Origin of the sequence: Streptomyces sp. NPDC001339, from assembly GCF_042895955.1 — a bacterium.
Lineage (GTDB): Bacteria > Actinomycetota > Actinomycetes > Streptomycetales > Streptomycetaceae > Streptomyces.
Genome location: NZ_JBIAWT010000002.1, coordinates 667,548 through 688,808 on the forward strand (window position 1 = coordinate 667,548; position 21,261 = coordinate 688,808).

16 protein-coding genes and 1 pseudogene are annotated in these 21,261 nt (G+C 67.3%); 13 read left to right on the plus strand and 4 right to left on the minus strand.

Annotation, left to right across the window (positions count from 1 at the left end):
• Positions 1-156: 156 nt before the first annotated feature.
• Positions 157-522, plus strand: a pseudogene (locus ACFY12_RS08040) (transposase); the annotation flags it as partial.
• Between the two features lie 364 nt (positions 523-886).
• Here ACFY12_RS08040 and ACFY12_RS08045 read toward each other — a convergent pair.
• Positions 887-2,773, minus strand: coding sequence for a recombinase family protein (locus tag ACFY12_RS08045; RefSeq protein WP_390714881.1), 1,887 nt, complete (start codon positions 2,771-2,773; stop codon positions 887-889).
• Positions 2,774-3,244: 471 nt separating this feature from the next.
• Here ACFY12_RS08045 and ACFY12_RS08050 point away from each other — a divergent pair, with 471 nt between their 5' ends.
• Positions 3,245-3,526: a CPCC family cysteine-rich protein gene (locus ACFY12_RS08050; RefSeq protein ID WP_390714882.1), complete on the plus strand. Its 282-nt coding sequence runs from the start codon at positions 3,245-3,247 to the stop codon at positions 3,524-3,526.
• A 102-nt stretch (positions 3,527-3,628) separates the two neighbouring features.
• On the opposite strand, the gene ACFY12_RS08055 is transcribed toward ACFY12_RS08050, so the two are convergent.
• Positions 3,629-4,102 (minus strand): rhodanese-like domain-containing protein, encoded by a 474-nt coding sequence (locus ACFY12_RS08055; RefSeq protein WP_390714883.1) that lies wholly within the window; start codon positions 4,100-4,102, stop codon positions 3,629-3,631.
• A 94-nt stretch (positions 4,103-4,196) separates the two neighbouring features.
• On the opposite strand from ACFY12_RS08055, the gene ACFY12_RS08060 reads away from it, so the two are divergent.
• The 3 genes from ACFY12_RS08060 to ACFY12_RS08070 all read left to right on the plus strand — a co-directional run bounded on the left by ACFY12_RS08060 (position 4,197) and on the right by ACFY12_RS08070 (position 5,719).
• The gene (locus ACFY12_RS08060; RefSeq protein WP_390714884.1) at positions 4,197-4,697 is read left to right on the plus strand and encodes an Lrp/AsnC family transcriptional regulator; all 501 of its coding nucleotides are present in this window, start codon (positions 4,197-4,199) and stop codon (positions 4,695-4,697) included.
• A 417-nt stretch (positions 4,698-5,114) separates the two neighbouring features.
• Positions 5,115-5,351, plus strand: coding sequence for a hypothetical protein (locus ACFY12_RS08065; protein WP_390714885.1), 237 nt, complete (start codon positions 5,115-5,117; stop codon positions 5,349-5,351).
• Positions 5,348-5,719 carry a hypothetical protein gene (locus ACFY12_RS08070; RefSeq protein ID WP_390714886.1) on the plus strand — a complete coding sequence of 124 codons (372 nt, stop codon included), beginning with the start codon at positions 5,348-5,350 and terminating at the stop codon, positions 5,717-5,719. Before ACFY12_RS08065 ends, ACFY12_RS08070 begins: the two co-directional genes overlap by 4 nt.
• Positions 5,720-5,728: 9 nt before the next feature.
• Here the strand turns inward: ACFY12_RS08070 and ACFY12_RS08075 are convergent, their stop codons facing one another.
• Both ACFY12_RS08075 and eccCa read right to left on the minus strand, forming a co-directional pair.
• Positions 5,729-7,393, minus strand: a complete 1,665-nt coding sequence (locus tag ACFY12_RS08075; RefSeq protein ID WP_390714887.1) for a hypothetical protein — start codon at positions 7,391-7,393, stop codon at positions 5,729-5,731.
• 367 nt (positions 7,394-7,760) lie between these two features.
• Positions 7,761-11,717, minus strand: a complete 3,957-nt coding sequence (gene eccCa, locus ACFY12_RS08080; RefSeq protein ID WP_390714888.1) for a type VII secretion protein EccCa — start codon at positions 11,715-11,717, stop codon at positions 7,761-7,763.
• Between the two features lie 270 nt (positions 11,718-11,987).
• On the opposite strand from eccCa, the gene eccD reads away from it, so the two are divergent.
• The 8 genes from eccD (at position 11,988) to ACFY12_RS08120 (ending at position 20,897) form a co-directional block, all read left to right on the plus strand.
• Positions 11,988-13,469 (plus strand): type VII secretion integral membrane protein EccD, encoded by a 1,482-nt coding sequence (eccD, locus tag ACFY12_RS08085; protein WP_390714889.1) that lies wholly within the window; start codon positions 11,988-11,990, stop codon positions 13,467-13,469.
• Positions 13,470-13,558: 89 nt separating this feature from the next.
• A complete protein-coding gene (gene eccB / locus ACFY12_RS08090) occupies positions 13,559-15,109 on the plus strand; it encodes a type VII secretion protein EccB (protein WP_390714890.1) in 1,551 nt (516 codons plus the stop codon).
• A 172-nt stretch (positions 15,110-15,281) separates the two neighbouring features.
• A complete protein-coding gene (mycP, locus tag ACFY12_RS08095) occupies positions 15,282-16,436 on the plus strand; it encodes a type VII secretion-associated serine protease mycosin (protein ID WP_390715083.1) in 1,155 nt (384 codons plus the stop codon).
• Between the two features lie 195 nt (positions 16,437-16,631).
• Positions 16,632-17,123 (plus strand): hypothetical protein, encoded by a 492-nt coding sequence (locus ACFY12_RS08100; protein ID WP_390714891.1) that lies wholly within the window; start codon positions 16,632-16,634, stop codon positions 17,121-17,123.
• 23 nt (positions 17,124-17,146) lie between these two features.
• Entirely contained in the window at positions 17,147-18,766 is a 1,620-nt protein-coding gene (locus tag ACFY12_RS08105; RefSeq protein WP_390714892.1) for a WXG100 family type VII secretion target, read from the plus strand.
• A 49-nt stretch (positions 18,767-18,815) separates the two neighbouring features.
• Positions 18,816-20,006, plus strand: a complete 1,191-nt coding sequence (locus tag ACFY12_RS08110) for a S8 family serine peptidase (RefSeq protein ID WP_390714893.1) — start codon at positions 18,816-18,818, stop codon at positions 20,004-20,006.
• A gap of 150 nt (positions 20,007-20,156) precedes the next feature.
• On the plus strand, positions 20,157-20,519 hold the full coding sequence (locus tag ACFY12_RS08115) for a WXG100 family type VII secretion target (RefSeq protein WP_150239401.1): 363 nt from the start codon (positions 20,157-20,159) through the stop codon (positions 20,517-20,519).
• Positions 20,520-20,600: 81 nt separating this feature from the next.
• The gene (locus tag ACFY12_RS08120; RefSeq protein ID WP_390714894.1) at positions 20,601-20,897 is read left to right on the plus strand and encodes a WXG100 family type VII secretion target; all 297 of its coding nucleotides are present in this window, start codon (positions 20,601-20,603) and stop codon (positions 20,895-20,897) included.
• Positions 20,898-21,261: the final 364 nt, after the last annotated feature.

A 21,261-nucleotide genomic window follows, 5' to 3' on the forward strand; every position in this document is an offset into this window, starting at 1 on the left:
GCCATGCCCCATCGGAAAGGCCCTAATACTCCAGCAGCGTTTTGGTATCTGCGCTGGTCAGAGTGCTGTTTCTGAGGCTATTTGGCTGACGGCACGTCATGTGGTGGCGCTTCGTGACTTGTCGTCGCGGTGCGCCGTTGGTCCGGTGTGGAACGTATGGAGATCGGATCGTGGTCGGCTGATCTGGAGTCGTTGCTGGTGCGGGTGGGCGGACGGTTCTGCCGCGCGGAGCCGCGGCGGCGGATGCGGGACTACGTGCGGGGGCTACTGGGGCCGGTCGGCAGGAAGAACGGCTGGCAGCTGGCGGAGTACGCAGGTCACGGTCACGGGACACCGGATGGGCTGCAGCGGCTGCTGGCCTCATGCCGCTGGGACCCGGACGAGGTGCGCGACGACGTCCAGGAGTACATCGCCGAGCGGCTGGGCTGCCCGGACGGCGTGCTGGTCGTGGACGACACCGGCTTCCTGAAGAAGGGGGTCACGTCGGCTGGTGTCCAGCGGCAGTACTCCGGCACGGCCGGGGCCTGTGTCTGAATAACTGTCAGAGTTGATCTGTGCAGGTGCCGTCGTGTGACGGTAGACGGGCGTGTAGTTGGGCGAGGGTGCGGTTCGGGATTCCGGGTAGCGGAGGCCGACCGGCAGGCAAACCGGGCCGACATCACCCAATCAAGTTCAGTACCCACGGCAACGCCGAATGCATCTCGGTTCGCCGTTGCCGGGCCTGCGCCGAATTACCGTGCTCTCTCCACGAGGGTGGAGATGAACCTGAATAGGTAGGTGGGGCTGGGCGGCAGACATCGCGGCTCTCCGGCGGAGGAGAAATGCTCCTGGTGGCCCGGATACGGTCCTCAGTCCGGCCTTTCCAGCGGTGCTGCGGTGAGCTCCGCTATCGGAGCGTCTGTGGTGCTGCGGCGAAGCAGGCAGGAGTGGAGGCACTCGTCAGGAGTCTCGGCCTTGGCCCCATCCTGCCGGGCGAGATGCCCGTTAAGCACATGGTGCCCAATGGGCATCTCTTGCCTGAAGCCCCTTCCAAGGACTCCGATCTGTGACTACGCTGAAACCAGCTCCAATTCGGCGGTGAGCGGCGTGATCCGTAGGCTCCCGGTACAACTCGGACCTCGGACACTTTCCATTGACCAACGTCATGCGGGTCGGGAGCAATCCCGACCCGCATGATGCGTTTCGCGGGCTGGTATGTCATGCGTACCCCCAGCGCCCGGTACAACCGGTTCTTCTTGTCTCCGGGAGCGGTCTGCAGCACGTCTGCCGTGCTGCCCGCTGCGTCGACGAGCTCGGTGATCCGGGTGCGGGTGAGCAGGGTGGGCTTGCGGGTGCGCATCTGGGCTGCTGCGCTGGCGCGGCGGGTTTCGGTCTCCGCGATCCACTGGGCGACGGTCTCCGAGCTGGCAGCTCCGGAGTCGATCAGCGACCGGTACCGGGCGAGCTTGACGTTGCAGTCGCGGACGACGGCGTTCGCCTCTGCGGAGAGGTCGGCCCTCTGCGCGCGCATGAGCTGGGCCTGATGCATCCGCTCGATGGTGGCGGTCTTGTGGCCGGGGGCGAACTGCAGGGAGATCCACTGGTCGAGCCGCGGTACGACGTCCTGCTCGCGGAACAGAATGTTGCGGGGATGGGCGATCTTGTTGGCCAGCGCGTATTCGAGGGGGAAACGGCACCGGTAGTAGGCCGTCTCGTGCGACCACTGCGTGCCCATGATGCGCTGGCAGAGCCCGCAGTCGACCAGTCCCTGCAGCTGGTAGTCGTGGCAGCGGCCCCGGCGCTCCTTGGTGACGCGGCGGCTGGTGCCGCGCGCGGCCATCACTTCCTGGACGCGGTGGAAGTCGGCGCGGTCGATGACCGGCGGGTGGACGATCTCCTTGGACCACATCCATGCGTCGGAGCCGTTCCACCGCATCCGGGTCTCATAGCCGAGCGCGACATCCTCGACGTCGAGGAGGATTTCCTGTTTTCGCTGCTTGTTCCAGACCTGGTGGCCGGTGTAGCGGGGGTTGACGAGAATGGCGCGGACGGCTCCCTTGGTCCAGGCGAGGCCTTCCCGGTGCCGGTTTCGCGCCGGGTCATGTGCGGACGGACACGGGATGCCGTCGGCAGTCAGCCCCTCAGCGATGGCGTAGAAGCCGCGGCCCTCGACGTACTCCCGGAAGATGCGCTGGACGATCGGGGCGGCGACGAGATCAATTTCGAGCCGGTGTAGACGCTTACCGTCGGCTGCCTTGGCCGGATTGGGGTGCGGTCCGGCGTCCACGATCCGGTAGCCGTACGGTGGTCGGCCGCCGAGGAAGCGGCCTTCGAGCTGAGCCTGGGAGGACATGGCGGCCCGGACGCGGATCTTGATGCGGTTGCGTTCGCCCTTGCTCATGCCGCCGAAGACGGACATCACCATGTCATGGGCTTCACTGTTGGGATCAACCCGCCCGCCGACCTCGGGAACCCACAACTCGACGCCGTAGTGCACAAAGAGCGGGAAGGTCAGGCTGAACTGGTTGTCATAGAAGACCCGCTGAGGTTCACCGACGACCACCGCCTCGAAGCCGCGATCGGGATCCTTGAGGGCATCGAGGAGCTGGGAGGCACGCGGCCGGCGCTTCCACGGCAGCGAACGGCTGTGCCCGACGTCGAAGTACTCGGCGACGATGCGGCCGCCCGCCGGTTCAACGAGTGTTCTGGCGCGGGTGAGCTGCCAGTCCCGGGAAGCCTCCGGGTCCTGCAGATCTTCGGTGGAACACCGGCCGGCGAAGGCGAAGGCCGTCATCTGGAAAGTCCTTCCGACTCAACCGCCCCGGCATGCAGGTCACAGGTAGTGGTGGGGCAGGGCGGACGTCCTGTCGTACAGCGACTCTCCGCAAGAGCGCCAGCTGGAACGCTGTCCGGGCGGTGCGGGAGCTGGTCGGCAGCGGCGACGAAGATCTCCAATAGAACGGCGGCAGCGGCCAAGGACAGCCTCGGCACCTCATCCGGCACTTCGAGTGTGATCTCCCCGGGCGCAGTGACTTCGTCGGGCGGTACCCGGAGCGGTTGAGCGGGGCTCGGTTCATCGCCCAGGTGAGTGGGTGGGGCTGGTGTGGGTGACATCGCGGCTTTCCCTCTGCATCGCTGACACGGTCACCCTTTATGGAGAATGGGGCGTCGGAAATTGACGTCTTCCCATGTCGGTACACCTGTCCGGAGTAGGGGGTGTCCGGTAGGTCACCTATGACTCTTTGGCCTGCCCCAACGCGGCTTCATGCACTATGGGGAGGTGGCTGTGCCATTCATCAACAACCACGGCGTGCCGGAGGACGGCTCCTGCGCCTGCCCCTGCTGCTTTCACATGACCCTCAGGGAACGCGGTGGCTTCGAAATGTGCCGCGTCTGCTCATGGGAAGACGATGGCCAGGATGACCACGATGCCGCGATTGTCAGAGGCGGGCTCAACGGCACGTACAGCCTGGCGGAAGCACGCCGCCGCTTCCAACTCAGGCGATCCTGCGACAACCGTTGCTCTCCCGTCCGCCAACCCGGCTGAGAACTGTTCGGCCGCCCCTCAACGAAGCCACCGCCGGATCGCGCGGTCACCGTCACCGCGGCCGCCTCTGGCTGCGAGGGTGACTCGCCGGAGATCCACCTATTAGCAAGCGCAGTGCGCGGACCCGACCGGTGCCGTCAACGGGTCAGCCACCCGCTGCTCAACGCCGTCTGGCCCCTCGACGGGGAGCCCTTCGCGGATCCAGTACTCGATCCCGCCGATCATCTCCTTGACGCGGTAGCCGAGCTGGGCGAAGGCGAGCGCCGCACGGGTCGCGCCGTCGCAGCCGGGCCCCCAGCAGTACGTGATGATCGGAACCGCCGGATCCAACAGGCTTGCGGCGCGCTCCGCGATCTCGGCAGTGGGCAGGTGCACCGCACCTGGCACGTGTGCCTGCGCCCACGCGGCGTCTCCCCGTGAGTCGACGAGCACGAAGCCTGGGCTGTCGGATTCCAGCGAGGCATGGACATCGGACACATCTGCCTGGAAGGCGAGGCGTGCGGTAAAGAAGGTGGCCGCCTCGGCGGGTGCCGCCGGCGGTACCCGAAGGGCGGCGCTGAGCTGGGTCTTGGTCATGCCCTGAACGCTATGCTTTCTACCCCTTCCCTTATAACCCACGATCCACGCCTCTGCTCGCCTTTCGCCGTGGACTCCGTGGTATTTATCGGCCATGGCCGCTGAATCCCTTGACACTACCGACATACGCATCCTAGAAGCCCTGCAACGCAACGGGCGTGCCAGCTATGCCGAGTTGGCCCGTAGCGTCTCCATGTCGCCGAGCGCCGTCACGGAACGAGTCCGACGGCTGGAGGAAAGCGGTGTCATCTCCGGCTACTCCGCCGTCGTGAGCCCCGAGGCCCTGGGGCTCGACATCCTTGCTTTCGTCCGGCTCCGCTACCCCACGGGCAACTACAAGCCGTTCCACGACCTGCTCAAGACCACACCCGAGATCGAGGAGGCCCACCACGTAACGGGCGAGGACTGCTTCGTTCTCAAGGTTGTCGCTCGCTCGATGCGCGACCTGGAACGCACCACGGGCCGCATCGCCGCTCTGGGCTCCGTCACCACGAGCGTTGTCTACTCCAGCCCGCTTCCAAGCCGCTCAGTAACGGCCGTCGTGTCCCAGGGCCGCCTGGCGGGCCCGGCGACTGACCCATCAGGCAGGCCCTAGCGGTTCAGCCAGGTGTACCCGGCGTACAGGCCGACTCGTCCGCCTTTCCTCCCCTGACCAGGGAAAACACCCTGGTGAGGGCCGTTGTGCGCCCCGACGGACTGCCTCCCCTGACCTGCGGTTTCCCGGAAGTTCCCGCGTGAATGTGCACTGGTTGTGCACGCGGTTGTGTACGTACTCCAGGCCCGCCAGGAGGCGTGCACGTGTGATCGTCGGTGCAACTGGCGGGCTAAGCCCGGTATGGCACACGGGCTCGGTGCGATGCCCCGACGGAGAGCACGACGCAGAACCTGACGCAGGTCATGGCCGCAGGTTCGAGTCCTCGGTGGGGGAGCCAGATGGGAACGGCCACCGGCTGCGGGGTTCCGGCGCCGAGGTGCGTGTGGAGGCCGTATTCCCCGTACGTGGGCGGTAGGAGTGCTTCGCGCGCAGTGCCTGGCGGGCTGGTCGACCGGTGACCACCTGCGGGACCTGGCGGAGACCGGGCTCGACTACACCGCGGTTGGCTCCCGCATCGTGCTTCTGCCCGAGTCCCACGCGGTAACGGTGGGGCGCCTGTCGGACGCCGACCTGCCCGAGGGCCTGGTCGTCGCCGAGGACGGCACAGCGCTGGGCACCCGGTGGATCGTGCGGGGGACGAGGACGGCGATGTGACGGGTGAGGCCGGCGGAGCCGATCCGTACTACGGGCTGCTGGAGCGGTACGTCGAGCAGACGACCATCACGAGCGACGCGGCGGCCGTGGACGCGGCCCGATCGCGGCTGAGGTCGTCGCTGCCGGTGCCCGTCTTCATCGACACGCAGGAGGTGACCATCAGCCCGGACGCGGCGGTCGAGGTCCCGCTGCTGGTGCCAGGCTGGTGCCTCGACATCACCACACAGATGACGTGCCGTCCGATCTCACAGCGCCTCAAGACCATCGGACTGACGGCTGACCCTGCGACACCTTGCCGTGTATATCCGCCGTTGGGGACCGGATACTTCCCGACGACGGCTGAACTCCGGCAAGCCCGGTGGAACTAGGCTGAGTCGTCAAGATTCAGTGCAGGTACGGCCATTTCCGTTGGGAATCGATGTGGAGACCTTGAACAGCTGTACGTGCATGGTCGGCTTGGGTCCGTCAGGATGCTTGGCGCGTTCTGGATCCCAGAGCCACATTCGCCCATTGGACGTCCCGAAAATGAGCACAGGATGACCTTTCGGCAACGGGCCATTATAGACGGGAACTTTCCCGGAGACGGGAGTCACGCACATCAGCGTGCCTTTGATTCCGAAGTAAGGATTCGGCTGCTTCCCGTTCATAGCATCCCGGGCGGTGGTCTCTGCTGCTGCGGTCACCCTGGACATTCCCGTGGTCAATACCACGAGCGTGTACAGGAGGGCGAGCAGCAGGACCATGATCATGGCCCAGTTCCGCGAGAAGGCTATCCAGTGGTAGTGGCGCAGCCATCCTGCGATCGCAGCAAAGATGGCCACGAAGAGCAGGCAGATACCCGTCGGTTTCAGAGCGATCGCGTACTGCCAGAAGACCTCTGTAGTTCCTGCACTCGTCGGAATGCCGAACGTTTCGAGGTAGCCGAATTGGAGAAAATATCCGAAGGCTGGGATGGCTACCGCGAGAGGGAGGACAATGGACGACAACACGGCCAAGAGATGACGGCTCACCCATGAGTTCCGGAGGGCGAACCAACAACCTCGGATGATGAGCCAGGCCCCTCCGCCGATGGCAATGGACGGGACGAAGGAGGGAGCGCCGGCTGCTTCCTTTGCTTCCCAGAGGTATCCCAGTAGGACAGGTGCTCCAACGATCACCGCCCCGGCGGCCAATCGAACGATGCGGGGGCGATGTGCGTTGCCGGTGATCCACTCCCCGACAAACCACGCGGTAGCCAGGAGCGGGAAGGCCCCCAGCGCGGTCCACAGGCCGGTGAAGTGCTGGAAGAGCCCGCCATAGGCCATGAGCCCCAGCATGAGGAGCCCCCGGGCGGCTGCACTGCCCCACTTCTGCCACCAGGTCAGGTGCCTGTTGGTATTGGTTGCCCTGGGGCCGATGGACAGGCGCACGTCGTGCGCCTGTATGTCGAAACCTGACTGTCCCGAAGTCCGGAGGGCAAGAGCCTCGCGTGCGGCATCTTTGTCGGTCGAAGAGCCGGAGAGGACAATTGTCTGCTGAATGTCGGCGCGCCCGAAGTGTACCCACAGTGACGCCAGCTTGCCTTTAAAACCTCGCCCGCTGCTTCCCCACATCGGCTTCCGGTAAACGTGCCAGGTTGTCGTCCGAGTCGGTTGCTGGGCAGGGGGGCTGATGACCCGTGCGTCCCGGATCTCCAGCGTCAAACGGTGGGCGGCAACGGAACGCAGCTGTTCCACCGCACCCGCCCGGGACCCGAATTTGGCTCCGTCGAGACGAACTTCGACGAGACATGGAACAAAGCCCTGTTCCTGCTCAACTCCGTCGCCTCCTTCGCCAGATCTGAATCTCCATCCCCGATCCGTGAACAGTCGCTTGGCTAGAGCGATTTCCTCGGGGCGATCAGCGATCTGTACATTTATCTCGACTCGTCGGTTGAATGGCCCATCGGGCACTGGCTCGTCAGTCCACTCCGCGGACGCGCCCGCTTCTGGCGAGCGCTTTCCGGTGGTTGTATGGGCGGTCTCACCCCTGTGGCCAAACAATGCCGTGGACAGCCAGCTCATTGTCTCCATCCCTACGTTCCACTGTAGTTGTCGAGCAGTCAGTCCATCATGCCCCGCGCTGGTCAACACGCGTCCGCACGTCCCGCCGAGCCTGCGGCTGGAGGCGCCCGGACAGCATGTCCGGGCGCCTCCAGCGGAGCGTCGTAGACTCAACAGCCACATGCCGCTGGTTCTGGGCCGGGCCAAGACACCTCCCCCCCCCCCGAGCCGATCCCTGTGCTGAGAAGGTAATCCGCTTGGCGAGAATTCATTCTCCGACGGCTTGACGGATGATCTGAAGTGGTTCTTCTGGTGGCGGGCTGTGCACGATAGGCATGGAGGCCCTATCGACAGTAATTGCCGTCGGTAGCCACCCGGCTGGGTGCGGTTATTGGTCGGGTTGCCAGCCGAGTTGGATTAGGGATGTGCCGCGTTTGCGGGTGATGTAGTGGGCGCGGCCGGGTGGCATGGGGCGGGGGCGGATGTTGGCGAGGATGTCGCCTTCGTTGGGGTCGCCGGAGAGGATGAGGGCTTGGGCGCCGAGTTCGGTGAGGCGTTGGAGGGTGGGTTCGTAGAGTGCGCGGGAGATGCCGGCGGTGGTGCGGGTGAGGATGAGGTGGATGCCGGTGTCGCGGGCGTAGGGGAGTTTGTCGGTCAGGATGGCTAGGGGGTTGTTGGTGGTGGCGATGAGGTCGTAGTCGTCGAGGAGGATGAAGAAGCGGGGGCCGGTCCACCAGCTGCGGTCGCGGAGTTGCTGGGGGGTGACGTCGGGGGTGGGGCGGCGGCGGTCCATGAGGCCGGCGAGGGCGTTCATGTGGATGTCGAGGGAGTCGTCGGTGGGGGCGTATTCGAGGAGGTGGGTGTCGGGGATGGCGTCGAGGAGGGTGCGGCGGTAGTCGCCGACGACGATTTTGGCTTCGTCCGGGGTATAGCGTTCGGCGATTTTGTGGGCGAGGTGGCGGAGGGTGGCGGTCTTGCCGGATTCGCTTTCGCCGAAGATGAGGAGGAAGGGGTCGGTTTCGAAGTCGGCGTAGACCGGTTCGAGGTTGGTCTCGTCGAGGCCGAGGGCGATGCCGCGGTGAGGGAAGTCCGAGCCCTTGGGGAGGTGGGCGGCGGGGACGGCGTGGGGGAGGAGCCGGACGGCAGGGGCCGAGGGGCCGGACCAGTTTTCCGTAACGGTATGGACGAACTCGGTGGTGGTGTCGGCGAGTTCGGTGGGGGTGCCGTCGGCCTGGTGCGTGTGGGGGAGGGCGGTCATGAAGTGGAGTTTGGTGGGGGTTTGGCCGCGGCCGGGGACGCCGGGTGGGACGTTGGCGGCGGTTTTGCGGTCGAATTCGGAGTCCATGGGGTCGGTCAGGCGCAGCTCCAGGCGGCCGAGGATCTGGTCCTTGAGGGCGGCGCGGACTTCGAGGTGGCGGGAGGCGGTGAGGATGACGTGGATGCCGAAGCCGAGGCCGCGGGAGGCGAGGTCGGTGACGACCGGTTCCAGGAGTTCGTATTCGTCCTTGAAGGGGCCCCAGCCGTCGATGGCGAGGAAGACGTCGCCGTAGGGCTGGTTGGGGAGGTGGCCTTCGGCGCGGCGTCGGCGGTAGGTGGCGATGGTGTCGATGTTGTGGGTGCGGAAGTACTCCTCGCGGCGGGCGAGGATGCCGGCGACTTCGGCGATGGTGCGGCGGATGCGTTCGGGGTCCAGGCGGGAGGCGATGGAGCCGACGTGCGGGAGGCCGGCGATGGAGCTGAGGGCGCCGCCGCCGAAGTCGAGGCCGTAGAACTGGACCTCGTGGGGGGTGTGGGTGAGGGCGAAGGCGCTGATGAGGGTGCGTAGGAGGGTGGACTTGCCGGACTGGGGGCCGCCGACGACGAGAAGGTGGCCGGTGGCGCCGGAGAAGTCGTGGTGGAGGAGGTCGCGGCGCTGTTCGAAGGGCTTGTCGACCAGGCCGAAGGGGACAGTGAGCTGGCCGGTGGCGCGGTAGGTGGAGGCGTGCAGGCCGCGGTCGGGGGTGGTGGTCAGGGCTGGGAGGAGTCGGTCGAGGGTGGGGGAGATATCCAGGGGCGGGAGCCAGACCCGGTGGGCGGGCGGTCCTTGGCCGTCCAGGCGGCGGACGATGACGTCCAGGACGGTATCGGCCAAGGCGCCGTGGGCGTCGTCGGCCGGTGCGGGGACCTCGGGGGTGGGCTGCGTGGTCGGAGTGCTGGCGACGGGGACGGGCGTGGCGGTGAACAGGGCCGCGGGCTGCTGGACGGGGAGGGCGCCGTGGTCCGTAGGACTGTTGGCTGAGTGGTGGGGGCCTGAGACGTAGGCGGCCTTGAAGCGGGTCATCTCGTCCGTGCCGTGCTTGAGGTAGCCGGAGCCGGGGACGGATGGGAGGTGGTAGGCGTCGGGGACGCCGAGGGCGACGCGGGATTCGGCGGCGGAGAAGGTGCGCAGGCCGATGCGGTAGGAGAGGTAGGTGTCCAGGCCGCGCAGGCGGCCCTCCTCCAGGCGCTGGGAGGCGAGGAGGAGATGGACACCCAGGGACCGGCCGATGCGGCCGATCTGGATGAACATCTCGATGAAGTCGGGCTTGGCGGTGAGCAGCTCGCTGAACTCGTCGATGACGATGACGAGGGACGGCAGCGGGTCGAGGGCGTGGCCGGCGGCCCGGGCCTTTTCGTAGTCGTGGATGTTGGCGAAGTTGCCGGCCTGGCGTAGCAGCTCCTGGCGGCGCTGGAGTTCACCGCGTATGGAGTCGCCCATGCGGTCGACCAGGGAGAGGTCGTCGGCGAGGTTGGTGATGACGGCGGCGACGTGAGGCAGGGCGGACATCCCGGCGAAGGTGGCGCCGCCCTTGAAGTCGGCGAGGACGAAGTTGAGGGTCTCGGAGGAGTGGGTGACCGACAGGCCCAGGACGAGGGTGCGCAGGAGCTCGGACTTGCCGGAGCCGGTGGCGCCGACGCACAGGCCGTGCGGGCCCATGCCGTTCTGGGCGGCTTCCTTGAGGTCGAGCATGACGGGCTGGCCGGATTCGTCGATGCCGATCGGGACGCGCAGGCGTTCGGCCTGGGAGCGGGGGCGCCAGGTGCGGGCGACCTCGATGTGGGCGGGGTCGCCGAGGTCGAGGAGGTCGGTGAAGTCCAGGTTGGCCAGGAGCGGTTCGTCCTCGTCCGTGCCGTCCACGTACAGAGGTGCGAGCTGGCGGGCGAGGGTGTCGGCGCGTTCCAGGGAGAGCAGGTCGGGAGTGCCGTCATAGACCGAGACGGCGGACTCCAGACGCAGGCGGCTCGGGTGGACGGATACCGACAGACCGCCGCGGGGCTCGTCGAGCTCGCCGGAGACGACCTCGATGACGGTGACACCCTGGAGGCCCTCGGGCGCAGCGAGCGCGGAGTCCGCGGGGACCATGCCACCGTCCAGGATGACGACGAGGTGAGGCTGGTCGAGGAGGGGCGGGGCGTCGCGGCTGAAGCGGGGGCGGTCGGCGAGGTGGCCGGCCAGGAGGGTTTCGAGTTCGGTGACGTCGTCGGTGAACAGACGCCGGGTGCCGGCCCCGTCGGCCGAGCCGGGCAGCTGGGCGTGCGGCAGCCACTTCGTCCACTCCCAGCGTCCGACGGCGCCGGGGGCCGCCACCACGGCGACCAGGAGGTCGGCGGGGGAGTGCAGGGTGACGAGCTGACCGATCATTGCGCGGGCCGCGCCCTGCGCGGAGGCTGGGTCGCCGGAGACGGTGAGGTGGTAGAAGGCGCGCAGGGAGACCGCGACCGGCATGTTGTGCAGGGAGGCGTGGGCGGCCAGGAAGCGCTGCATGATGCCGGCGGTCAGCGGTTCGAGTTCGTCGACGGGGGCGGTGTCGGGGGCGACGAGCGGGGTGGACAGTTGCTGGGTGCCCAGGCCGATGCGGGCCTGGGCGAAGTCGGCGTCGCCGATGCGGCGCTCCCAGATGCGGCTGCCCTCGGCGACGAGGGACCACAGCTGGTCGGGCGCGGGGTGGAGGTAGTGCTGGGCGCCTTGCTGGGCGGTGGCCGTACGGCGGATCCGACGGCGGGTCTGCGCCAGGTACTTGAGGTAGTCCCGGCGGCTCTGCGCCATCTCGCCCTGGGTGCCTCTGCGGTAGCGGACGACCTGGGCGATGACCATGCCAATCGTCGAAAGCAGCATCAGCGCGCCCATGATGCGCATGAAGCCAGGCAGGCCCGGCATGAAGAAGAACACCACCGACGAGCCCATGCCGATCATCGGCAGGAGCTGCATCAGCACGCCCTCCTGCTGGCCGCGCGGCAGCTCCGGCGGGGCCTGCAGCTGCAGCTCGTCCGTGGCGGGGCCGGGCGGAAGCGCCCGCGGCGGGCGCTTGACGACGATCTGGCTCACCGAGCATCAATCCCTCGACACGGAGGGAAGTTCCGTACCGATCGCCCCCTGGCGACGGCGCCCCCCGCACCAGGCGATCCTACTGCCGACTAATGTGACAGATGGGAAGGGCTGCACGGCGCGATGACGCAAAGGAGCCGGTGGCCCAGAAGTGCGGTGGCACGATGGCGTCGCGGCACCGACCGCGTACGGAGCGACCGTGGCGGTGACTACGTGACCGAGTAGCCGAGTGGCCGGATGACCAGTGAGCAGGGGGCAGAGCTGAACACGATGAGCACGAGCACGGGAACCGGCTTCCGCAGGGTCGCGGTGGTCGCCCCCGACAGCCGTATCGACGTGGCGCTGCCCGAGAACATCCCGGTCTCCGACATCTACCCGGAGATCCTGCGCCTGACCGGCCAACGACAGCCCCCGGGTGCGCCGACTGGCTACTACCTCTTCCGCGCCGACGGCAGCGCCCTCGACAGCGCCCGTACGCTCGCCGACCAGCGCGTCGTCGACGGCGAAATGCTGCACCTGCGCCCCTTCGCGCAGTCGCTGCCCCCGGCGGTCTTCGACGATGTCTCCGACGCGGTGGCCGCGGCTGTCACCCGCGACCGGCGCCTGTGGAACGACGGCCTGCTGCGCGGGGCGGGCCTGATCGGCGTCGGGGTGCTGCTCGTCCTCCTCGCCCTCGTATTGTGGTCCGCCGACCCGGTACGGCACGACATGCACGGTCTGCCGGGCGTGATCGCCGGCACGGCCGGTGTGCTGTTGGCCGCGTTCGCGGGGGTCCGGGCCCGGGTCTACGGGGACCAGCCGCCCGCCGTCGCACTCGGCCTGGGCGCACTGCCGGTCGTGCTGTGCGCAGGCTCGGGGATCGTCGGCCCGGACGCCGGCCACGGGGCCGGGCGACTGCAGTTCCTGCTGGGCTGTATTGCCGTACTCGTGGTCTCCGTCACGCTGGTCGTGCTGTCGCCGTCCGGTGATGCGCCGTTCATCGCCGCCACGTTCGCCGCGGCCATCGGCACCCTCGCCGCATTCCTCGCCATCATCAGCGAAGCCACGGCTACCCAGGTCGCAGCCGTCTGCACGCCAGTGGCCATCGGCCTGATGGCCTTCCTGCCGGGACTGGCCACACGCCTGGCCCGGCTGCCCATCGGGTACGTCACACCGCGCAGCCTGAACGAGGGACGGGAGGCGGGGGCAGAGGTGAGGGTTGGTGAGGAGCCCGTCGGCCTGGACCCCGTCGACGAGGAGCGCGTCGCCGCTCAGGCCCGCCGCGGACATGAGCTGCTGCTCGGACTGCTCGGCGGCTGCTGCGCGGTCCTCGTCGGCGCCGCGAGCGTCCTGGGTTTCTCCTCCTCCATATGGTCACAGCTCCTCGCCCTCGCCACCGGCCTGGCGACGCTGCTGCGCGCCCGGCTCTTCCGCTACACCGCCCAGGTCGCCTGCACGGCCGTCGCCGGTCTGACAGCGCTCTCCCTCCTTCTACTGGGCGTGGCCTTTAACCCGCCCGCCGGGACGCTGAACGACTTCCTCACCGGAGACCGCACCCCGCTGGACCTGCGTACGCTGTGGCTGGCACTCGTGGTCATCGGCGCGGTGGCGCTGGTAACAACGGTCGCGCTGACCGTGCCGAAGAAGGGGCTGACGCCCTTCTGGGGCCGAGTGCTCGATCTCGCCGACGGATTCCTGCTGCTGTCCCTGATGCCGCTGTGCCTGGCGGTCCTGGACCTGTACAGCCGGGCACGGAGCATGACCAGCGGCTGAGGAAACGCCAGGGGCCCGAGGCCCGAGAACACGCAGGACCGGACGGCTGAGGAACGGCCGCAGAGGAAGCAGGGGGGAAGCGCAGCGTCATGGCATCACGGCGGGACGAGCTCAACGGCTACACCTTCGCCAAGAAACGTCTGGTGGCCGCGTTCCTGCAGCCTTCCCCGGACCGTACGGACGAGGGCGCCCCGAGCCCACTGCGCGCGGTACTGCCCGGCCTGGTCATCGCCGCACTCGTCCTGGCCGGATTCGGCGCCTGGGGCATGTTCCGCCCCAAGGCCCCCAAGGGCTGGGACACCCCCGGCGCACACGTCATCCTCGGCAGCAAATCCACCACCCTGTACGTGGTCCTGGAGACAGGCGGCAAGAAGCAGCTGCACCCCGTCCTGAACATGGCCTCCGCCCGGCTGCTGCTCAAGCCCGACCGGTTCGACGTACTCAAGGTGGACGAGAGCGAGCTGGACAGCGGAAAACTCCCCCACGGTCCGACCCTGGGCATCCCTTACGCCCCCGACCGTCTCCCGGAAGCGGCCGAGGCAGCGAAGGGCAAACGCTGGGCGGTCTGCGAACAGCCCGGCAGCAACGGCAAGTCCGTACAGAAGGCCACCTTCCTCTTTGCCGACCGCGACACGGACAAGGTGGAGGGACCGGGCCGGCTCCACGGCGGCCAGACCCTCTACGTCCAAGAAACCAGAGGATCCGAGGAGTCCGGAGGGCCCCGCTATCTGATCGACCCGAAGGGCACCAAGTACCTCATCGACGGCGGCGCTGACACGGAACTGCTGCTGCGCGCCCTGGTGGGCAACCGACAGCCACAGCAGGTCACCAAGGACTGGCTCGCCACCTTCCACGACGGCACCCCGATCGCCTTCCCCACCCTGCCCGATACGGTCAACCAGCCCGCCCACGTCAACGGCCTCGGCGCACGCGAAAACCGCACCGGCATGGTGCTGCGCGCGACGACCGGCGCCGGCACCCAGCACTACGTCGTACTCCCGGGCAAGGTCATCCCCGTCTCCGACTTCGTGGCCAAGCTGCTCCTGTTCTCCAAGCAGACGGCCCCGCTGGAGCAGCACAACCGCCCCACCGAGGTGGACGCACAGTCCTTCACCCCGCAGGCGGAGCACCTGTTCGCCGAGAAGCACTGGCCGCAGAGCGTTGCCGAGCAGGTCAACACGGCCACGGCGCAGGGCGACCGCAGTACGGTCTGCAGCGTGCTGCGCGCGGTGTCGAAGATCGGCAATACGGAGCTGAGCACCTGGGCGGGAGCAGATTTCCCCCAGCAGATCGCCAACGGCGGCACCAGCGCCTACGTCACCCCGGGAACCGGCCTGTTCTACAAGCAGATCCAGCCGGGCGACGCCAGTTCCGGAGCGCATTTCCTCGTCACGGACACCGGCCTGCGCTACGGGGTCCAGACGAATAACGACAGCAACGCCAAACAATCCGGCATCGGTAACCCAGACACAGCCAAGGAACAGCACTCTGGCGAGCGCCCGCAGGAGACCAACCGGGCACAGACCCTCCTCGGCTACAAGGACATCAAACCGGTGCTGGTGCCGACGAACTGGTCGCAGTTCCTGCCGATGGGACCCCGGCTGGATGCGAACGCCGCCCGCCAGCCCCAGGGCTCATAAGGAACGGGGAGACGCAGTGAGGAGGAGAACACCAGCCGCACACGCGGCGGCCACCCTGCTCGTGGCACTGATCGGGGGCATTGCACCCGTAGCCCCAGCCGGTGTCGCCCGCGCCGAGGACGGTGAGGGCGTGACCCCGGTCCCTGAGGGCAACGGTGTCTGCACCTTCCCCATGAAGCAACAGATCAAGGAACGCCCCTGGGCCCTGCAGCGCGTCGTCCTCGACCAGCTGTGGCAGGACACCAAGGGCCGGGACGCGCACGGCCGCCCCGTACGCGTCGCCGTCATCGACACCGGCGTCGACAACACCAACCCGCAGCTGAGCGAAGCCGTCGACGCCAAGCACGGCTGGGACTTCCTGCACAACACCAAGGACGGCCGGAACGGAACGGCGGGGGATCCCAAGGCACCGACGGACGGCACGTACGACCCGGTGGGCCACGGCACCAAGGTCGCCGGCATCATCGCCGCCCGCCCACGCGCCGGCACCGGCTTCGTCGGACTGGCCCCCGAAGCCACGATCATCCCCTTCCGCCAGAACGACGAGAAGGGCACCGGCACCGCCGCCACCCTGGCCCAGGCCATCCGCAAGGCCATCGCCGCCGACGCGCACGTCATCAACATCTCCCAGGACACCACCAAGCCGCTGACCACCACCTCCGACCTGGCGGCTGCCATCAAGGAAGCCCGGCACAAGAACATCGTCGTCGTCGCCTCGGCAGGCAACGACGGCCTCGACGGCCAGCTCAAAGAGACCTACCCAGCCGCATACGACGGCGTGCTCGCCGTCGCCTCCTCCGACCGCAACAACGAGCGCGCCCCCTTCTCCCAGAGCGGCGACTTCATCGGCGTGGCCGCCCCCGGCGTGGACATGGTCTCCACCGTCCCCAAGGGCGGCCAGTGCGTCGACAACGGCACCAGCTTCTCCGCCCCCTACGCCGCCGGCGTCGCCGCCCTGCTGAAGGCCAAGCACCCGGACTGGAAAGAGCACCAGATCGTCGCCCAGATCGAGCAGACCGCCGAACGCACCGTCAACGGCAAAGACCCCTTCGTAGGCTGGGGCGTCGTCGACCCGGTACGCGCCCTCACCGACGACGCCCACCCCATCGACCGCCCGAGCGCGGACAGCGGCCTGGCCAAGGCCCCATTCCCGGACCCCACCGCCTGGCCCAATGGCGAGAGCCCGCAGCAGCGGATGGAGCGGTACGCGACGTACGGCATCGGGGCGGGCGGCGTCGCCGTCGCGGTCATCGCGGGCACGGCAGTCGTCTGGCGGGACATACGCAAACGGGACATACGCGGGCGGGCCACGCGCGTCAATGAGTAGCCGTACTCATGTCGACGGGGCCTGAGCTCATGAGTTCGAAAGCACGGTCAACTACTCTTGCTGTTACGACTAACAGGCAGTTGGAGCTTTCGAACGCGTGAGCGCAAAACGGGCGGTCGTTGTCAGAGGTGGTAGCTAGAGTGGCTCCTGACGTTGGTGACTTACGAGTAGCAGTTTCCGGGGGAGGGACGCGCCATGGAGGCTGACGCGACCACAGGTACGCGGGTGAACGGGGCGGCGCCGCAGGACAAGAGCGCCGACCTGGCCGTCGAGGCCGAAACGCTGGCGAACTTCAAGAAGCGCGTTGATGCCCTGCTGGAGCGTTTGAAGGCATCGAACGCCGCCCCTGGGACGCTGAGCCACCGCAGGATCGCTCCGGCTTCCTTCGGGCAGGGGTTCGGCGAGGCGGAGGGCCTGGCTTCGGCGTACGAGAAGGTGCTGACCCAGCTGGAGACGTTCTCCAAGGCGTTCGGCGACCAGATCGACACGCTGGGCATCGGCTCCCAGGTCGCCGAGCACGGCTACGAGGGCATCGACACGAGCGTGAAGGACCGCCTGGCGGCCATCCAGCACCGCACTCAGGAGCTGTACAAGGCACCGCGGCCGGAGCAGCAGCCCGCCGATGCCGCCAGTCCTGCCGCTCCGGGCAGGGGCGAAGGGCAGTCCGCGGGCGCCGACGGCATCTGACGCGAGGGGGAAGAGGAAGAGAGATGGCGGGGAACTCCAGCTGGCACGGCTGCACCAACTTCGAGAACGCCACGCACCAGTCCCTGTACGGCATGGTGGCCGACGGGGACCACATGGAGATCGGGTACAAGGGCGCCTGCCTTGCCGACGCCGGCAAGGAGATCGAACGGATCGCTACAGAGCTCAAGGCGCACATCGAGCAGGTGCAGTGGGAAGGCGAGGGTGCTGAAGCCTTCCGCGAGTGGGGCCACGACACCGTCAAGGAGAGCCACAAGCTGGCACAGTTCGCCACCAACACCGGAGACGCCCTGACAGACGCCGCAGGCGCACTGGGCTCGGCCAAGCTGATGCCCGCACCCAAGCAGGGCAACTTCGTCGAACTCGACGGCGCAGCACCCGCTGCGCGCAGCGCCACGGACGCGCTCATCATGAAGGACCCGGAGCGCGACGAGGCCGTAGCCGCGATGAACCGGCTGGCCTCCTACTACCGCACGGCCCAGGCGAAGATCGAGAGCCAGGAACCGCCGAACTTCAGGCCGGCTTCGGGGTTCGTACCGTCGCCAGCGGGTTGGGGCGAAGGCGTCGGTACGAACTATGTCCTGGACCAGTCCTCGAACAGTGGGAGCGTGAGCGCGGCGGGCGCTCCAGCAGCAACTTCCGCGTGGAGCAATAGCAGCGGTGAGCAACACGCAGGGGGGCACCGGTCCGTTACTCCTGCTGCCGGGCATCAGGACCAGCACGTCGGGATGGCTGTCAACGCCACCGCGCCTGTGATCACGCCCGATACGATGCCGTCGCAGGGCAATGCGATTCCTACCAACCCTGGGATCTCCGGAAATCCCACCAATCCCGTCGTACCTGGTCCACATGCGATCCCCGGGACAGTGAAGGCCCCCACGGAGCGTGGAAAGACGACACGGGCCCCGCAGCCCGATACCGCCCGCTCCGGCATGGTGCAGGAGCGATCCCGCAGCGCCATGAGGGAAGGCATCGTCGGCACTACCGCTCAACGGGACACCGCAGCCGGACGTCCGCGGTTGCCGGGCGGGACCGTGATGGGTGAGGAACACGGCGTTTCCCCGTCCAGGCCGGTGGTTTCCGGAGGGAATCCCCCTGCCTCTGGAAGCGGAACGACTGGCGAGGGGACGGGAAGTTCTGGCAAGCGCCTGGCCTCGCATCGCGGGGAGATGATGGATAGGCCCCGTGGGCTGGTCATGGGCGAGGAACGTGGCTCGATGGCTCGGGGCATTCCGGGCGGCGGCCATCCGGGCAGTGCCAGCAGCAGTGTGAGCCACGGGGGCCCAGGGCGTCGCTGGGCATACGAGCCCGGCGGCACTGTAGGCGCGGGGACCGGTGGACCAGTAATGGGTGGGGAGCAACACCGTGGGGTACACGGCTCGGCGTCTGAACAGGGAGGGACAGGCAGCAGAGCGCAGACATCGCGTGGTGTGGCGGGGGACTTCACGTCGGGAGGCACCGGTTTGGCCCGGGGGAACCCCTCCAGTGCCACGCACGTCGTGCCGGGGGTGCCGTCATCTTCCCGAGGACGGCGTAGCTCCGCTCAACGGCCCGACTACCTTCAGGAGGATGACGAGACGTGGACGACGCAACACCGACCTGTCATGCCACCCGTCATCGAATAGCCCCGGCCCGATCGTGCAAGGGACAGGAGGCAACCGCACCGTGACTCGTGTGGCAATTCGCGTGCGGTGGAAGAACCCATTCCGGCTGGCTGTGTGCATCTCCCTCTCGGCCCTATGCCTGGGTTTGCTCGCACCACCAATTGCTGCGGCAGACAAGAGATCACGCCAGTGGTATCTGGACGCGATGCAGGCCGAGCGCATGTGGCAGACCAGCACGGGAGAAGGCGTCACCGTTGCTGTGATCGACAGCGGTGTCGATGACTCCGTACCTGAGCTGCGCGGTCAGCTGATGCCCGGAAGGGACTTCTCGGGGCAAGAACGCAGCGCGAATTATGACGCCGAGGGCCATGGCACGAGTATGGCGATGGTCATCGCTGGTCGGCGGAGCGGAGACGGAGCCTGGGGTCTGGCGCCGGGATCGAAAGTCCTGCCCGTCCGCGCCGGAGGAGTAAACGGGATCACCAGCATGGCGAAGTCCATCCGCTACGCAGCGGATCAGGGGGCGAAGGTCATCAACATCTCCCGTGCCGGAGGAGCCAGCAAGGAAGCGAAGGCCGAGCTGCAACCAGCGGTTGACTATGCGAACAAGAAAGGGAGTCTGATCTTTGCGGGCACGGGGAATCACAGTGCCGAGGGAAATGCCCCTGCCTATCCCGCAAGCCTCCCAGGAGCCGTCGGGATCGGCGCAGTCGACAAAACGCTGAAAGTAGCAAAATTCTCCGTTCATGGGCCTCAAGTGGCACTGGCAGCACCAGGAGTCGACATTCCGACCCGGTGCACAAAGGAACTGGTGGGATGCACTGCAGACGGCACTAGCTACGCCACCGCAATTGCATCGGCCTCGGCGGCCCTGATCTGGGCTTCCCACCCGAACTGGACCAACAACCAGGTTCTGCGGGCCATGATGGAGACCGCCGGCAAGCCGGAGGACGGCAAGGTTCCGAGCCAGTACCTGGGCTACGGGATTGTCCGGCCACGCAAGGTCTTGCTGGACAAGGAGGGCGATCCCGGTCCCGCTGACGTCAACCCGCTGCTCGCCGCCCGCGAGACTGCCGCGCCGTCCACGACGCCGCAACCAGAGCGCAGCAAGGACAGCGCTGGCGCGGTGCAGAAGCAGACCCGTCAGGTGGACGGCAATGGCTCCACAACCTGGCCGATCATCGCCGGAGTCGGTGCCGCGGTACTGGCTCTCATTCTTGGCGGCTTTGTGATCGCCCGGCGTCGGCAAACGCAACTATGACTTCGAGAAAGGGGATCGAGACTGCGGTCGCTTACTGAGAGAGCAGCTAGATAATCGGGTCGCATCCAGAGAGGGATGCGGCTTTCAATCGAAGTCGAGGGCCGAAAGATATTCTCGGCTTGATAACTCACTCCTGGGGGAAGGCGGATCATGGCAGGGAACACCGCACTTACGTATGCGGAAATCGAGAAGCTCAAGAGCGAGATCCAGAGCGGCAGCCAGTCGATGTCGGCCCAGCTGCGGACGCTGGTGAACGCCATCGCGGCCGTCGAGACCGCGTGGACGGGCCAGGGTGCGAGCGCCTTCCGGCAGGCACAGAACGCGCTCAACGAGGACCACGCCGCGCTGCGCCGCATGCTCGACGGCATCAACGACGCCGTTGCCCGCACCAGCGTCACCAGCGACGCCAATGACTCCGAGGTGCTGTCCAGCTTCCGGAGCATCGACGTGAACGGGGGCGCGCCGGGTGGCCACCTCGCCCCCGGCTCAGCCAGCGGCATCAGCAACTACTAGCCAGTGCCGTAGGGCCGGGGCATAGCCCCCGGCTGGCACATCACAACCACCGAGTATCAACTCCGAGAAGTGGGGGAGAGTATGGCCGGCGACCAGAACCTTCGGGTTACTTATGGCGCTCTGGAGCAGACCGCCGCCGATATTGAGCGGGCCGCAAAGGAACTGCAGGCCGAGCTCGACAAGATCTGGGGCGCGGTCAGGCGTGTCTCCGATTCCTGGGAGGGCGAGGCACACCAGGCATTCCAGGCCGCGGAGCGGCAGTGGAACTCCCGGGCGAGCCACATCCAGAGCACCTTGCAGCAGGTTTCCACCAAGATCCGTGCGGGCAGCGCGGACTACCAGGCGACAGACCGTCGTGCTGCTGGTTTCTTCCACTAGCAACGACGGATGGCATGGCTGTGGGGTGGGCGCGCATCGGACGGGCGTCCACCTCATGCCATTCTGAAAATGCGGTGTGGCAGTTGGCTGACTGCAGACGAAGGACAGCAAACGTGATCGCGCGCGAAAATGTGCGTGGTGCTGCGCTGGGCTGCTTTGAGCCTTGTCTGAGTTCCGCTGACCGTAACGCCGCCTCTGGAGGTCCGCTGACGCGATCACGTTGAGGCGCGTCGGCCAGACTGAGTATGTGTACCCAGGCGGTATAGGGAGCGGTACGTGTGACGGAGTGCGCTGTCATGTGTAGCGTCGATCCCGTGTGCAGCAGGCCGTGGGTTGGGGAGGGCAAATGGAGTTCCTGGAGGAG